General features: G+C 64.4%; 15 protein-coding genes. 5 read left to right on the top strand and 10 right to left on the bottom strand.

All coding sequences use genetic code 11. The features are described from left to right. Positions 1–21 precede the first annotated feature (21 nt). Positions 22–306 (top strand): DUF1858 domain-containing protein, encoded by a 285-nt coding sequence (locus ABLE71_RS23650; protein ID WP_348785939.1) that lies wholly within the window; start codon positions 22–24, stop codon positions 304–306. Positions 307–346: 40 nt separating this feature from the next. On the opposite strand, the gene ABLE71_RS23645 is transcribed toward ABLE71_RS23650, so the two are convergent. Continuing rightward, positions 347–1,054 (bottom strand): Crp/Fnr family transcriptional regulator, encoded by a 708-nt coding sequence (locus ABLE71_RS23645; protein WP_348786012.1) that lies wholly within the window; start codon positions 1,052–1,054, stop codon positions 347–349. A gap of 138 nt (positions 1,055–1,192) precedes the next feature. Here ABLE71_RS23645 and ABLE71_RS23640 point away from each other — a divergent pair, with 138 nt between their 5' ends. Next, the gene (locus tag ABLE71_RS23640) at positions 1,193–1,636 is read left to right on the top strand and encodes a pseudoazurin (RefSeq protein ID WP_348785938.1); all 444 of its coding nucleotides are present in this window, start codon (positions 1,193–1,195) and stop codon (positions 1,634–1,636) included. Positions 1,637–1,669: 33 nt separating this feature from the next. Here the strand turns inward: ABLE71_RS23640 and ABLE71_RS23635 are convergent, their stop codons facing one another. The 9 genes from ABLE71_RS23635 to nirK form a co-directional block, all read right to left on the bottom strand. Next, entirely contained in the window at positions 1,670–2,371 is a 702-nt protein-coding gene (locus ABLE71_RS23635; protein WP_348785937.1) for a NapC/NirT family cytochrome c, read from the bottom strand. Then, complete coding sequence (locus ABLE71_RS23630) at positions 2,372–2,869, bottom strand: nitrate reductase cytochrome c-type subunit (protein WP_348785936.1); 498 nt, start codon at positions 2,867–2,869, stop codon at positions 2,372–2,374. Beyond that, complete coding sequence (gene napA, locus ABLE71_RS23625) at positions 2,842–5,343, bottom strand: periplasmic nitrate reductase subunit alpha (RefSeq protein ID WP_348785935.1); 2,502 nt, start codon at positions 5,341–5,343, stop codon at positions 2,842–2,844. The genes ABLE71_RS23630 and napA overlap by 28 nt, the downstream gene beginning before the upstream one ends. Continuing rightward, positions 5,340–5,636 (bottom strand): chaperone NapD, encoded by a 297-nt coding sequence (locus ABLE71_RS23620; RefSeq protein WP_348785934.1) that lies wholly within the window; start codon positions 5,634–5,636, stop codon positions 5,340–5,342. Before ABLE71_RS23620 ends, napA begins: the two co-directional genes overlap by 4 nt. Before the next feature lie 4 nt (positions 5,637–5,640). Continuing rightward, a complete protein-coding gene (napE, locus tag ABLE71_RS23615) occupies positions 5,641–5,838 on the bottom strand; it encodes a periplasmic nitrate reductase, NapE protein (protein ID WP_348785933.1) in 198 nt (65 codons plus the stop codon). 109 nt (positions 5,839–5,947) lie between these two features. After that, complete coding sequence (locus ABLE71_RS23610; protein ID WP_348785932.1) at positions 5,948–7,192, bottom strand: NnrS family protein; 1,245 nt, start codon at positions 7,190–7,192, stop codon at positions 5,948–5,950. Continuing rightward, positions 7,192–7,566, bottom strand: a complete 375-nt coding sequence (locus ABLE71_RS23605) for a hypothetical protein (RefSeq protein ID WP_348785931.1) — start codon at positions 7,564–7,566, stop codon at positions 7,192–7,194. Before ABLE71_RS23605 ends, ABLE71_RS23610 begins: the two co-directional genes overlap by 1 nt. Positions 7,567–7,577: 11 nt before the next feature. Next, complete coding sequence (locus tag ABLE71_RS23600; protein ID WP_348785930.1) at positions 7,578–8,474, bottom strand: SUMF1/EgtB/PvdO family nonheme iron enzyme; 897 nt, start codon at positions 8,472–8,474, stop codon at positions 7,578–7,580. A 54-nt stretch (positions 8,475–8,528) separates the two neighbouring features. Then, positions 8,529–9,632 carry a copper-containing nitrite reductase gene (nirK, locus tag ABLE71_RS23595; RefSeq protein ID WP_348785929.1) on the bottom strand — a complete coding sequence of 368 codons (1,104 nt, stop codon included), beginning with the start codon at positions 9,630–9,632 and terminating at the stop codon, positions 8,529–8,531. 273 nt (positions 9,633–9,905) lie between these two features. Here nirK and ABLE71_RS23590 point away from each other — a divergent pair, with 273 nt between their 5' ends. The 3 genes from ABLE71_RS23590 to ABLE71_RS23580 all read left to right on the top strand — a co-directional run bounded on the left by ABLE71_RS23590 (position 9,906) and on the right by ABLE71_RS23580 (position 13,292). Continuing rightward, positions 9,906–10,733: a cytochrome c oxidase subunit II gene (locus tag ABLE71_RS23590; protein ID WP_348785928.1), complete on the top strand. Its 828-nt coding sequence runs from the start codon at positions 9,906–9,908 to the stop codon at positions 10,731–10,733. An 82-nt stretch (positions 10,734–10,815) separates the two neighbouring features. Continuing rightward, entirely contained in the window at positions 10,816–12,591 is a 1,776-nt protein-coding gene (locus tag ABLE71_RS23585; RefSeq protein WP_348785927.1) for a cytochrome c oxidase subunit I, read from the top strand. Next, positions 12,588–13,292, top strand: coding sequence for a cytochrome c oxidase subunit 3 (locus ABLE71_RS23580; RefSeq protein WP_348785926.1), 705 nt, complete (start codon positions 12,588–12,590; stop codon positions 13,290–13,292). Before ABLE71_RS23585 ends, ABLE71_RS23580 begins: the two co-directional genes overlap by 4 nt. Positions 13,293–13,294 lie beyond the last annotated feature (2 nt).

The raw sequence follows: 13,294 nt of genomic DNA, 5'->3' as shown, positions 1-13,294 counted from the left end.
TCTTTGGAGGCGTTTCTCGCGATGAAACCTGCGACGATCGACCCGAGCATGACAGTCGACGAGATCATGCGGCGCTGGCCGGCCACGATAAGAGTGATGATATGCCACAAGATGCTCTGCATCGGGTGCCCTATCGGAATCTTCCATACCGTCAGCGACGCCTGCGAAGCGCACGCCTTGGACAAGGACGTCTTCTCGATGGAACTGTTGAAAGCGATGCGAAGCGATCCCTTGGCAGATGCCGCCTCGGCTTTCGGCGAGCGGGAGTCCGGCGTCGGCGACCGGCGCATCACCGCCATAGCATAGGGGTTAGAACCGGCCCGACGGAGCCGGGCACGGGCAGCACTCATTTGCGGCTGCGGCTTGGCCTGTTCTCGGCGATCAGCATCAACGCGTGCGGGTCCGTGACCGTGACCTTCTGCCGCCCGCTGCGGACTATGCCTTCGTCTTCCCAGGCACTCAGCAGCCTGCTGACAGTGTGCAGCGTGCTGCCGGTCATCTCCGCGATATCCTGGCGGCTGATGGGGAAGTCGATCTCGATCCCTTCGCTCGTCTTCCGTCCGGACTGCGTGACGAGCCGCAGCACCGCGCTTGCGATCCTTTGCTCGACCTGCTGGGTGGACATTTCCATGACCCGCGCCTGCGTTTCCTGGAGCCGGGCGCCCATCGTCTGGTAGGCGCTGGCGCCGAAGGCTGGAACCCGCGACTGCAGACCGGGCCAGGCCGCGTTGGGCCACACCAGGACCACGCAGTCGACCGCTGCCACGGCGCTTGCGGGATAGGTGGTGCGTCCCATTGCCATCGCGATGCCGAACAACTCCCCTTCGTTGATGTAGCGAGCGATCATCTGGTCGCCGTCGGGCGTGGTGCGCACGACCCGGATGTGGCCAGACAGCAGGAGGAAAAAATGCTCCGCTTCCGCGTCCTGCGCGAAGACCTCCGAATCCTTCGCAAACCGGGATGAGCGGGCCGGAGCGAGGATCGAATCCAGATCGCCGGCTTCGAGACCGACAAAGGCCGGCAGTCCGGAAATCAGCGACCTGTCGAGTGGCATTGCCATGCGATTCCCGCGCGACCCGATGTCGCCTGCCCGATTCTATCCTTTGTTTGCGCTGGCGCAAACTGCCCCGAGGCGTCGCGGGGTAGTGAGAGCTCAACGGCAACTGGAGCCGCAGAAAAGAAGGACAGGACAATGAAACGGATCATGGCAACCCTGATGGTCGGCGCGGCCGTCATCCTCGCAAGCGCAGCCGGCGCGGCCGAGATCGAAGTCAGAATGCTCAACAAGGGCGAGAAGGGAGCGATGGTGTTCGAGCCGGACCTGATCATCGCCGCCCCCGGCGATACGATCCGTTTCGTGCCCACCGACAAGGGCCACAACGTGGAAACCATCAAGGGCATGCTCCCGGAAGGCGCGAAGCCCTTCAAGAGCAAGTTCAACGAGGAATTCACCGTCAGCCTGGACACGGAAGGGGTCTACGGCGTGAAGTGCATGCCTCACTACGCCATGGGCATGGTCGCCCTCATCCGGGTCGGCGAAGCCACCAACGCGGATGAGGCCAAGGCCGTGAAGCAGACCGGGAAAGCGAAGGGTGTGTTCGCCGAGCTCTTCGGCCAGGTGCTCGCGGCCAACTGAGCGCCGCGCTGCGCGCGCAGCAGTCGGATCGGGCTATTCCCAGGCAACCCGGTGTGGCGAGCGCGCAATCGTCTCCAGCCGGTCGAACACGGATGCGGCCGGCAGCTCCTTACCCTCCAATTCCGGCGGCACCTTCCAGCCGGGATCGACGCCTTCCATGTTCGGCAACTCGTGCGCTATGCCCTTGTGGCAATCGATGCAGGTTGCCTGATCCGACAGCAGGAAGCGCGTATGGATCTCGGCCGCGCGCGGAGCCTGCCTCGATAGGTCCATGGCGACGGATGAATGACAGTTGCGGCATTCGAGGCTATCATTTGCCTTGAGGCGGGCCCATTCGCGCTGGGCGAGTTCAAGCCGATGGTCGAGGAACTTCTGGCGCGTGTTGATCGTCCCGAAGATCTTGCCCCAGACCTCCTTCGAGGCCTGCATCTTGCGCGCGATCTTGTCGGTCCACTCATGCGGCACGTGGCAGTCCGGACAGGACGCGCGCACGCCCGAGCGGTTCGAGAAATGCACTGTCCTCGACAGCTCCTCGTAGACGTTGGTCTCCATCTCATGACACGAGATGCAAAACGTCTCGGTGTTCGTCGCCTCGAGCGCCGTGTTGAATGCGCCCCAGAAGATGACGCCGCCGAGGAACCCGCCGAGCGTCAGGAAGCCGAGGCTCAGCGTCGCAGCGGGGGTTGAAACGATGCCCCAGGCCCACAGCGCGACAGCCTTGATCCGCGCCCACATCTACTGGTCCCCGGCGTGGCCGACGCCAAGTTCGCTCATGTCCACGAAGGTGTTGCCGACCAGAGCGGGCGTATCGGCCTGAGGAACATGGCAGGCCGTGCAGAAGTAGCGGCGGGGCGACACATCGCCCAGCATCTGCCCCTCGCGCGTCATATAGTGTGTGACGCTGATCATCGGAGCACCCGACCCCTCTGTAAACTCCCGCTTGTGACACGACATGCAGCGATTGGTGTTCACCGAGAGCTGATAGCCTTCAATCGAATGCGGGATGATCGGCGGCTGCTCCGGATAGGCGCGCATCTTGCGGATGTCGTCCACCACCCAGCTGGGCATGGGGTCCGCCGGCCTATTTTCCATCGGCTGTCCGGCGCCCGTCAGTGGCGGGACGATCTCAGCCGACATCTGCGCGAGCGCGGCCGTCCCGGCGACAGCGAGCAGCCCGGCTGCGATGGAAACGCGCACGCGACGCGTCAGACGGGGACGACCTTGACCGCGCATTTCTTGAAATCCGTCTGTTTCGAGATGGGATCGGTCGCGTCGAGCGTGACCTTGTTGATCAGCTTGCTTGCATCGAACCAGGGCACGAAGACCACGCCGCGCTGCATGCGGTTGCGGCCTCGCGTTTCGACGCGGACCCGGATCTCGCCGCGTCGGGAGACGACGCTGACCTCCGCCCCCTGGTTGATGCCGCGACGGCGCGCATCGTCCGCGTTCATGAAGCAAACCGCTCCGGGAAATGCCTTGTAGAGTTCCGGCACGCGCATGGTCATCGAGCCCGAGTGCCAATGCTCCAGCACGCGGCCCGTCACCAGCCAGACGTCATATTCCTCGTCGGGCGATTCCGCCGGCGGCTCGTAGGGCACCGCCAGGATGACGGCCTTGCCGTCCGGCCTGCCGTAGAAACGGACGCCCTCGCCCGGCTTCACATAGGGATCGTAGCCCTCGCGGTAGCGCCATTTCGTTTCCTTGCCGTCGACCACCGGCCATCTCAGCCCCCGGACCTCGTGGTAGACGTCGAAGGGCGCAAGATCGTGCCCGTGGCCGCGACCGAACTCGGCGTATTCCTCGAACAGGCCCTTCTGGAGATAGAAGCCGTAGTCCCTCGATTCCCGGTTTTCGTATTCCGGATCGAGTTCGGCGAGCGGGAAGCGATCGACCTTGCCGTTCCTGAACAGCACGTCAAACAGCGTCTTGCCCTTGTACTCGGGATGGGCGTTCAGGATGTCCGCGGGCCAGACCTCGTCGGTCGTGAAGCGTTTCGAGAACTCCGTCAGTTGCCAGAGATCGGACCGCGCCTCGCCCGGCGCGTCGACGAGTTGGCGCCAGAAATGGGTGCGCCGCTCGGCATTGCCGTAGGCGCCTTCCTTCTCCACCCACATGGCGGCCGGCAGGATCATGTCGGCCGCCAGCGCCGTCACCGTCGGATAGGCGTCCGACACGACGATGAAGTTGTCCGGGTTGCGGTAACCCGGATAGGTCTCGTTCGAGCTGTTGGGCGCGGCCTGGACGTTGTTGTTGACCTGCACCCAGTACCAGTTGAGCTTGCCGTCCTTGAGCATGCGGTCCTGCTGCACGGCATGGTAGCCGGGCTTGCCCGGCAGGAGCCCTTCCGGCACCCGCCAGATCTCCTCTGTGTGTTTGCGGTGTTCGGGGTTGGTGACCACCATGTCGGCCGGCAAGCGATGCGCGAAGGTGCCGACCTCGCGCGCCGTGCCGCAGGCGGACGGCTGCCCGGTGAGCGAGAATGGGCTGTTGCCGGGTTCGGAGATTTTCCCCGTGAGCAGGTGGATGTTGTAGACCATCTGGTTGGCCCACACACCCCGGACGTGCTGGTTGAAACCCATGGTCCAGAGCGACATCACCTTGACGTCGGGATTGGCGTAGAGTTCTGCCAGTTGCTCTAGGAACCCCGGCTCGACGCCGGACAGTTCCGACACCATCTCCAGGGTGTATTCCGAGACCAGCGCCTTGAACGCCTCGAAGTCGATCGGGTCCATCTTGCCGGGGTCGGCCGCGCCCTTCGCCGCCACCTCGACCGGGTTGTCAGGGCGCAGGCCGTAGCCGATGTCGGTGGCGCCGCTCATGAAGACAGCATGGTCGCGGACAAAGGCCTCGTTCACCCGTCCTGTCTGGATGATGTGATTGGCGATGTAGTTGAGGATCGCCAGATCGGTGCCCGGCTTGAAGACGATCGGAATGTCGGCCAGATCCATCGAGCGGTGCGTGAAGGTCGAGAGCACCGCGCAGCGGACATGTGGGTGGCCAAGCCTACGGTCGGCCAGCCGGGTCCACAGGATCGGGTGCATCTCGGCCATGTTCGAGCCCCACAGCACGAAGGCGTCGGCGTGCTCGAAATCCTCGTAGCAGCCCATCGGCTCGTCCATGCCGAAGGTGCGCATGAAGGCGACGGCGGCGGACGCCATGCAGTGGCGGGCGTTGGGGTCGAGGTTGTTGGAGCGGAAGCCGGCCCGCATCAGCTTGGTCGCGGCGTAGCCCTCGAAGATGGTCCACTGGCCGGAGCCGAACATGCCGACGGCCTCCGGGCCCTTCTCGCGCAGCACCTCCTTGCACTTCTGCGCCATCACGTCGAAGGCCTCGTCCCAGGAGACGGGCTCGAACTCGCCCTCCTTGTCGTAGACCCCGCCGGCCTTGCGCATCAGCGGCGTGGTCAGCCGGTCCTCGCCGTACATGATCTTAGAGAGGAAGTAGCCCTTCACGCAGTTGAGGCCGCGGTTGACCTCGGCCTGCATGTCCCCGTGGGTGGCGACGACGTGACCGTCCTTCACCCCCACCATGACGCCGCAACCCGTGCCGCAGAAGCGGCAGGGCGCTTTCGACCACTTGATCTCGAGCGCGTCCACGCCGCCGGGCACGGGCTGCGCTGAAGCCGGCAGGGCGATTCCGGCCGAAGCAGCCGCCAACGCCGCGGCGTGAGCCTTGAGGAGGTCGCGGCGGTTGATGCCTGCGGTCATGGCTTTCCGTCCTCCGCTTCCTCGACATGCTCGAAGACCATGTTCGCCGCGAGCACCCCGTCCATCACGGAAATCATGGCCAGCGTCTCGCCCAGCACGCCGCTGGTCGGGCCCTCGATGGTGAGCACGATGCGGCTGCCCTCGGCGGCGTGGATCTCGACGCCGCGCAACCCCGCGAGAAGTCCGACTATCTCCTCCCGACGCGCCGGGAGCGCGATGACGACCGCGCTGGAGATGTGATGGCGGGGCGGCGACGCGACGGTCAGCAGGTCCCTGCGGGTCATTGCACGCATGTCGTCACCCTCCCGGAGGCCCGGGCGGGCCGAAGACGATCTGGTACATCCAGACGAGGAAGCCGTAGCCGCCAACGACGGCGACCGCGACCACGGGCCAGATTCCGAATGCAAGGACCAGGAAGGCCAGCAGTTCGCTGCGCCGCGACTTCGCAGGTGGCAGGTCGGCCGATGCGGCAACCTCGCGGCTGTCCTGGGTCATGACCTCCCTCATGGGCCTCGGACTGAAAAGCTCCCCGGCTTCGGGAAGATTACGCAGAGACTAACCGCAAAAGCGGTTGGCACAATACCTTATTTCCGAAAGTCGAAATTCAAACCCCGGCGCGCTTTCCCCAGAGGATCGGAGCATAGCGGACAGCGAACAGAACAAAGCCTCCGCTCCAAAGCGCGCCCCCGCAAGCGAGCACATGCGCGTACCAGTCGGCGGCGAAGGGTGCGGCCACGCGCAGCGCGGCCCCTGTCGAGACCATCAAATACATGGCAACGACGAAGCGGTCGGCGACGATCGTCCGCCCGGTGTGGCCGAGGCTTGCCCTCGTCATGACCGCGAGCGTCATGGTCCCAACAGCTCCCGCCGTCAGGGCATGGAGCGCAGCGGAAGAGGGAATGGCGGGGGACAGTTGGCTTATTCCCAGCAAAAGCAGTGCGACGGCCAGCCATCCGTAGCCGACGTGGAGGACAAACAGGATGGGTTCCGAAACCGTCGCGGCTCCGCGCCAGCGCATCAGCCTCGCCGCAAGCAGAATACCTGCCGTCGTCAGGAAGGCACCCGCAGCGGCGGTCTCCGGGACAACGATCCACGCAAGCATCGCGGCCGCCGTCATGGCAAGCGCGGCCTTGTCCAACCTGCCGAACGGAGACGGAAGGCAAGCAGATCCTTTCTTGACCAGCCAGTTGCGCGTGAAGCTGGGCACGATCCGACCCCCGATGAGCGCGATCAGCATGGCCGACACGGCGAGCGCCAGTCGCTGCCCCAGATCGTGGTCGAGGAACCCCGCATTGGCCAGGTGGTCCGCCGCGTTGGCGCAGCCGAACAGCGTGATCATCACCACCACGGGCGCGTTCTTCCAGTTCCTCCCCGCGACGACCTCGCGCCAAATGGCGAAGCCGAGGGCGGCGGGAAACGCCAGGTCAACGGCCATCGCCAGCCAGGGGTCGGGCGCGAGCAGGCAGGCCGCCCTGCCCGCCAGCCACAGGCCGACAAGAACCGCGAGCGGTTTTCCGCTCAGGGGCAGCCGCCCGGTCCAGTTGGGGATCGCCGTCAGGATGAAGCCCGCCATCACGGCTCCGAGGTAACCGAACAGCATCTCGTGCGCATGCCAATGCATACCGCCGAACGGCCCGCCGATATCGAGGCCGCCGAGATAGGCCCCGAGCCACGCGGGGATGGCCAGTCCCGCATGGAGGGACGCCAGGAAGAAGAATGGCCGGAATCCGTAGTGGAGGATCGGAGGCATCAACCTGATGCGGCCCCGGCTGTCCCGCGTGGCATCGCCGGCCTTGAGCGCGGCCCGGGGAACGGATCGGTCGGATGGGGATGTCGTGGTGACGGCCATCACGCGTTCCCCTGCCCTGCGGCGCGCATCGCCGATGCCGCGCCGCAGGCGGCGAAGTCGGCCACGTCCTGGAAGAGCCCAGCGATCTCGGCGAAGGCGCTGCGGTCCGGTTCGTCGGGCATGAGTTCGTCCAGTTCTCCCAGGAGGGCGAGCACGACCACGATGGCATCCCGCATCTTCCTGGCGTCCGCGAGCCCACTGGCGCGCCGCACGAGGTCCTCCTCCGCGCCAACCCGGTCGAGCATGTCGTTCGCGGCTTCCCGGCAGCCGCATTCGAGCCCCGCTTCGGCAATTCCTTGCCGCAGGCGCTCGACGACGGTCCGTTGGCCGGCAGGCAGTTGGACGGCGTGTGCGCCGTACATCTTCGTTTTCATGGCACGTTCCTTCAGGCGGGGTCGCTCACGGCGGATTGGAAGGCGCTTCCGATCCAGGACCTAGTCCCGGCGAGGATCGAATCCTGGTCCCGCACGAGGCGGAAGCCGAGGTTCTCAGGCGGCGTGCCGACAGCGCAGCCGCCGCTCTTCCCGTCACGGACGAAGTTCGACATGGTTGCGCGGTGCCTGCCCTCCAGAATATGAACGCCGCAATTTTCGGTGACGGTCTCGACCGCTCCATCAGCCGGGTTCAGCGTCACGCGGGCATGGCAGGTCGAGGTCCATTCCCAGACATTGCCGCCAAAATCCTCGATGCCGCGGGAATTCGGGCCATAGTGGCCGCGCGGCTTGGGTTCCGGATCGGCGGGCCGCTTCGCCGCGGCCTCCTCGCGGTAGCGCCGGAGCCACCGGACGGCGGGGTTCGCGGCGTCATCCGCTGCCGCCGAGAAGGATTCTCCGCCGAAGCGCTCGCCACCAGCCGCGGCGGCCTCCAGAGCGGTCGGCAGGCGCCAAGTCTCGCCCATCGCCTTGGAATACCAGCGCGCATAGGCCTCGGCGTCGAGGAAGCTCACCCCGGTGACTGGTACGTCGGCAGCCGTCGGGGTGGCGTCCGCCGGATCGCATGCACTCTCGGCCGCGCAGCGGTTGTAGTCCGAGAGGCTCACCTGATGCTTCATGATGCGAAACGCCGGCGCCGTCTTCTTTACTATCGGAGCCGCTGACGGGCGTCCTTCCGCGAGGAACTCGCCGGGCAGTGGGTAGTCGATCACTGTTTGTGCGATCTCGACGGTCTCCGCAGATCCTTGCAGATCGCCAACACGGGGTTCGCCGCTGATCCCGATGATCGCGGCGGGCACGGCAAGCGCGGCTGCGACGCCGATGGCCGCTTCGTAGAGGTGCAGGTGCATGGCTGGTACCTCCGGCTGCGGCCCGGGATCAACCGGGCCGCGTTGCCACAAGGTTCAGTTGACCGGGATCGGACCCGGCGCCTCGACCTGCTTCATCAGGTCGTCGTTCCACTCGCCCTCGACGAGGAAGTGCGCGGTGGCGCCCAGTTCCACGGCCTCGATGAGGTTGTGGTTCACGTAGGCATAGACGCCCGGCTGGAGGAAGGTATAGAGCGCCGCTCCCGCCGATCCGCCGCGGATGAACCAGGTCTCCAGGTTCTTGGCGGGCGGGTTCGCGAACTTGCCCTGTTCCCAGACGTAGTCTCCGTGGCCGCCGATAAGGTGCGGACGGGTATCGCGGTTCGCCTGGCTGTGAACGATCAGCACCGTCTCCCCGACCTTCGACTTCATCGCGTTGTCGCCCGTGAGCGCGCCTTTCGCACCGTTGAAGACGACATGGGTCGGGATCAGTCCCTTCATCACTTCAAGGGTGTCGGCATAGCTGTCGCCGTGGCTCTCATAGGCCTTGAAGTTCCCCTCTTCGTCGCGCGGAACGTAGAAGTCGTTCTCGCCGATGTAGAACACCTGGTCATAGCGGAGCGGTTCGCCCTTCTCGTTCTTCAGGCCGTCGCGCGGCAGCACCATGATCGTGCCGCTCATGCCCGACACGACATGCCAGGGGATCATCGCGCCTTCGGGAGCGCAGTGGTAGACGAAGGTGCCGCTGCGGGTTGCCTTGAAGCGCAGCTTCACCTGCTCGCCGGGATTGATGAGCGTGAGCGCGCCGCCGCCCAGGGCTCCGGTCGCGGCATGGAAGTCGATGTTGTGCGGCATCGAGTTCGTCTCGGGATTGATCAGGGTGAGCTCGACGTAGTCGCCCTCGTGGACGACCATCATCGGACCCGGCATCGAGCCGTTGAAGGTCATGGCCTGCAACATGGTTCCCTCGTCGTCGATTGCCACCTGCTTCTCGACGATTGGCATGGTGAACTCCACGATCTTGGGACCACCCGATGCGACCTGCTCGTGGGCATGCACGAAGGGCGGCGCGACGAGCGTGACCTTTTCGCGCACAAGTGCTGCGATCTCGGCCTCGTTGGCCGCGGCTGCAAGCGGTGGCATCGCGGCCAGCATGGCGGCGGCGGCCACTCCCAGAAGTGCTTGGCGGCGCGTGAACATCGTTCTCTCCTGTCATTGATCGTTGTCGATGAGAGGTTTCTACGCTTCGCGGCGGCACAGTGTTTGTGTTGGAACAAACTCGCGACAAGATTTGCGATGGTCAGGCGGCCAGCCGGCGACTTGGGCGGGAGACGTTGTCCCCCGCAAAGTTGTGGACTGTGCCGGCAGCCAGGCCCGCATCTGGAAACCCGAACGGAAACAAGCTACAGTGCCCGCACTACAGGGGAGGACAAAACAATATAATCTCCCTTGGAATGCCGGGAGGAACGCGGCATGGCCATAGTGATCGTACTAGTCCTCGTGGTCGTGGGCTCGATCTTGTTTCACGCTCTGAGCCCGTGGTGGTGGACGCCTATTGCGTCCAACTGGGGCTATATCGACAGTACCCTCGTCATCACGTTCTGGATTACCGGCATCGTCTTTGCGGCCGTCGTCCTGTTCATGGCGTATTGCGTCTACCGATTCCGGCACAAGGAAGGGGTCAAGGCCCACTACGAACCGGAAAGCAGGCGGCTCGAGACCTGGCTGACCGCCATCACGGCGGTCGGCGTGGCTGCCATGCTGGCGCCCGGCCTCTACGTCTGGGCTCAGTTCGTCTCCGTCCCTGAAGACGCGACTGACGTCGAGGTGGTCGCCCAGCAATGGCAATGGAGTTATCGACTGCCGGGCACAGATGGAAAGTTGGGCACCTCCGACAGCCGGCTGATCTCCCCCGAGAACCCACTGGGCGTGAATCCCGACGACCCCAACGGTCAGGACGATGTCGTGGTCGAGGCCGCCGACCTGCATTTGCCGATGGGCAAACCCGTCAAGATGCTGCTGCGCTCGATCGACGTACTGCACGATTTCTATGTCCCCGAGTTCCGCGCCAAGATGGACATGATCCCGGGTTCGGTCACCTATTTCTGGTTCACGCCGACGAGGACGGGAACATTCGAGGTCCTGTGCGCGGAACTTTGTGGCACCGGCCATGGCTTCATGCGCGGCATAGTCATGATCGACACGGACGAAGACTATCAGGCCTGGCTGCAGGAGCAGTCGACCTTCGCTCAGCTATCGGCGCCCCAGCAGGTGGGCGCGATCGGCGATCTCAGGAAATGAAGGTGGGGGCGGCATAGCAGCGCATTTGGCATGACGGGGTCCGGGCCACCTCTGGCCCCGCCGGAAAGCAGGAGGTAGCTTGATGGTTGATATCGCGCCTCGCGCGGTCGATGCGGTACCGCCGGCCGAAGTACCGGATGTCGATCTTTACCATCCGCACAGTTGGTGGACGACCTACGTCTTCTCGCAGGATGCCAAGGTCATCGCCATCCAATATTCCGGCACCGCCATCGCGATCGGTCTCGTGGCGCTCGTCCTGTCCTGGCTCATGCGGCTGCAGCTGGGCTTCCCCGGCACCTTCGACTTCATCACGCCGGAAGCCTATTATCAGTTCGTCACCATGCACGGCATGATCATGGTGATCTACCTGCTGACGGCCTTGTTCCTGGGCGGTTTCGGCAACTATCTGATCCCACTCATGGTGGGGGCCCGCGACATGGTGTTCCCCTATGTCAACATGCTCTCCTACTGGATCTATTTGCTTGCCGTTCTGGTGCTGGTGGCCGGCTTCTTTGCGCCGGGCGGACCGACCGGCGCCGGCTGGACGCTCTATCCGCCGCAGGCGATCCTCGGCGGTACGCCGGGCGGTCAGCAGGCAGGCATCATCCTGATGCTCGTCTCGCTGATCCTGTTTATCATCGGCTTTACAATGGGCGGCCTGAACTACGTCGTGACCGTGCTGCAGGGCCGCACCCGCGGCATGACGCTGATGCGATTGCCGCTCACCGTCTGGGGCATTTTCACCGCCACGGTCATGGCCCTGCTCGCCTTTCCGGCACTGTTCGTCGCCTGCGTCATGATGCTGTTCGATCGCCTGCTCGGAACAAGCTTCTTCATGCCGGCTCTGGTGGAGATGGGCGAGCAGCTCAGTTACGGGGGCGGCAGCCCGATCCTGTTCCAGCATCTGTTCTGGTTCTTCGGGCACCCTGAGGTCTACATCGTGGCGCTGCCTGCCTTCGGCATCGTGTCGGATCTCATCAGCACCCATGCGCGGAAAAACATCTTCGGCTATCGCATGATGGTTTGGGCGATCGTCGGCATCGGCGCGCTATCGTTCATCGTGTGGGCGCACCACATGTATGTCAGCGGCATGCATCCCTGGTTCGGCTTCTTTTTCGCCACCACGACGTTGATCATCGCCATCCCGACCGCCATCAAGGTCTACAATTGGGTGCTGACTTTATGGCGGGGCGACATCCACCTCACCATTCCGATGCTTTTCGCGCTGGCCTTTATCGTCACCTTCGTCAACGGCGGGCTAACCGGGCTGTTCCTCGGCAACGTGGTCGTCGACGTGCCGCTGTCCGACACGATGTTCGTCGTGGCGCATTTCCATATGGTCATGGGCGTGGCGCCGATCATGGTGATATTCGGCGCGATCTACCACTGGTACCCGAAGATCACCGGGCGGATGCTCAACGAAGCCATGGGCCAGTTCCATTTCTGGGTCACCTTCGTCGGCGCCTATCTGATCTTCTTCCCCATGCACTATGTCGGGCTGGTCGGCGTGCCGAGGCGTTATCCGGAACTCGGCGAGACGGCGTTCATCCCTGAGTCGGTTCACGATCTGAACGCGTTCATCAGCGTCGCCGCGCTGATCGTCGGCTTTGCGCAGATGGTTTTCCTGTTCAACCTGTTCTGGAGCCTGCGCTACGGCAAGGATGCCGGTGGAAATCCCTGGCGCGCGACGAGCCTCGAATGGCAGACGCCGACAACGCCGCCACCGCATGGCAACTGGGGCAAGGAGGTGCCCGTCGTCTATCGCTGGGCCTACGACTACAGCGTGCCCGACGCGCCCGAAGACTTCATCGCTCAAAACGATCCCGGGCCGGCTAAGGCCGCGGCGGCGCCGGCATGAGCGTCATCCTCGTTTTTCTTCTGGTGATCGCCGGCGTCGCCGGGTGGTGGCTCAGCAACCAGCGGATCATGTCCAAGCCATGGCTGGAGCAAGGATCCGTCGCCGCATACCCAGGAACGGAATCCGGCATGATGCCGACAGCCAAGATCGGCCTTGGCGTCTTTCTCGCGGTGGTCGGGTGCCTGTTTGCGCTCTTCGCCAGCGCATATTTCATGCGCATGGAGCTGTCGGACTGGCAGGCCTTGCCGTTGCCGCGCCTGCTCTGGGTCAATACCGGCGTCCTGGTGCTGAGTTCCGTCGCGCTGCATCTCGCGGTCGCGGCGGTGCGCAGGGATCAGTTGGACACTGCAAGGCTTGCGCTCGTCACCGGCGGCCTGACCGCCCTGGCCTTCCTGGCGGGGCAGTTGATCGCCTGGCGGGAACTCTCTGAAAGCGGCTATCCGCTCGGTGCGAACCCGGCGAACAGCTTCTTCTATCTGCTCACCGCCATGCATGGACTGCACATCATCGGGGGCCTCATCGCGCTCGGCCGGACGACAGCCAAGGCGTGGGCCAACGTCCCGCGAGACCAGCTGCGCCTGAGCATCGAGCTCTGCGCCATGTACTGGCACTTCCTGCTGTTCATATGGATTGGCGTTTTGGTGCTCATATCCGGCTGGGCGGCCGACTTCATCACGATCTGCCGCCAACTGCTGACCTGAGG

Source organism: Mesorhizobium sp. KR9-304, from assembly GCF_040049215.1.
Classification (GTDB): Bacteria; Pseudomonadota; Alphaproteobacteria; order Rhizobiales; family Rhizobiaceae; genus Mesorhizobium_K.
This window is presented reverse-complemented; position numbering and strand designations above follow the sequence as displayed.

Bases quoted from the DNA above. Each gene is read 5' to 3' on its own strand.
- ABLE71_RS23600 (WP_348785930.1), bottom strand. From the start codon at position 8,474: ATGCACCTGCACCTCTACGAAGCGGCCATCGGCGTCGCAGCCGCGCTT.
- ABLE71_RS23620 (WP_348785934.1), bottom strand. From the start codon at position 5,636: ATGCGTGCAATGACCCGCAGGGACCTGCTGACCGTCGCGTCGCCGCCC.
- ABLE71_RS23605 (WP_348785931.1), bottom strand. From the start codon at position 7,566: ATGAAAACGAAGATGTACGGCGCACACGCCGTCCAACTGCCTGCCGGC.
- ABLE71_RS23590 (WP_348785928.1), top strand. From the start codon at position 9,906: ATGGCCATAGTGATCGTACTAGTCCTCGTGGTCGTGGGCTCGATCTTG.
- ABLE71_RS23580 (WP_348785926.1), top strand. From the start codon at position 12,588: ATGAGCGTCATCCTCGTTTTTCTTCTGGTGATCGCCGGCGTCGCCGGG.
- ABLE71_RS23585 (WP_348785927.1), top strand. From the start codon at position 10,816: ATGGTTGATATCGCGCCTCGCGCGGTCGATGCGGTACCGCCGGCCGAA.
- napA (WP_348785935.1), bottom strand. From the start codon at position 5,343: ATGACCGCAGGCATCAACCGCCGCGACCTCCTCAAGGCTCACGCCGCG.
- ABLE71_RS23635 (WP_348785937.1), bottom strand. From the start codon at position 2,371: ATGTGGGCGCGGATCAAGGCTGTCGCGCTGTGGGCCTGGGGCATCGTT.
- ABLE71_RS23645 (WP_348786012.1), bottom strand. From the start codon at position 1,054: ATGCCACTCGACAGGTCGCTGATTTCCGGACTGCCGGCCTTTGTCGGT.
- ABLE71_RS23610 (WP_348785932.1), bottom strand. From the start codon at position 7,192: ATGGCCGTCACCACGACATCCCCATCCGACCGATCCGTTCCCCGGGCC.
- napE (WP_348785933.1), bottom strand. From the start codon at position 5,838: ATGACCCAGGACAGCCGCGAGGTTGCCGCATCGGCCGACCTGCCACCT.
- ABLE71_RS23640 (WP_348785938.1), top strand. From the start codon at position 1,193: ATGAAACGGATCATGGCAACCCTGATGGTCGGCGCGGCCGTCATCCTC.
- ABLE71_RS23630 (WP_348785936.1), bottom strand. From the start codon at position 2,869: ATGCGCGGTCAAGGTCGTCCCCGTCTGACGCGTCGCGTGCGCGTTTCC.
- ABLE71_RS23650 (WP_348785939.1), top strand. From the start codon at position 22: ATGAAACCTGCGACGATCGACCCGAGCATGACAGTCGACGAGATCATG.
- nirK (WP_348785929.1), bottom strand. From the start codon at position 9,632: ATGTTCACGCGCCGCCAAGCACTTCTGGGAGTGGCCGCCGCCGCCATG.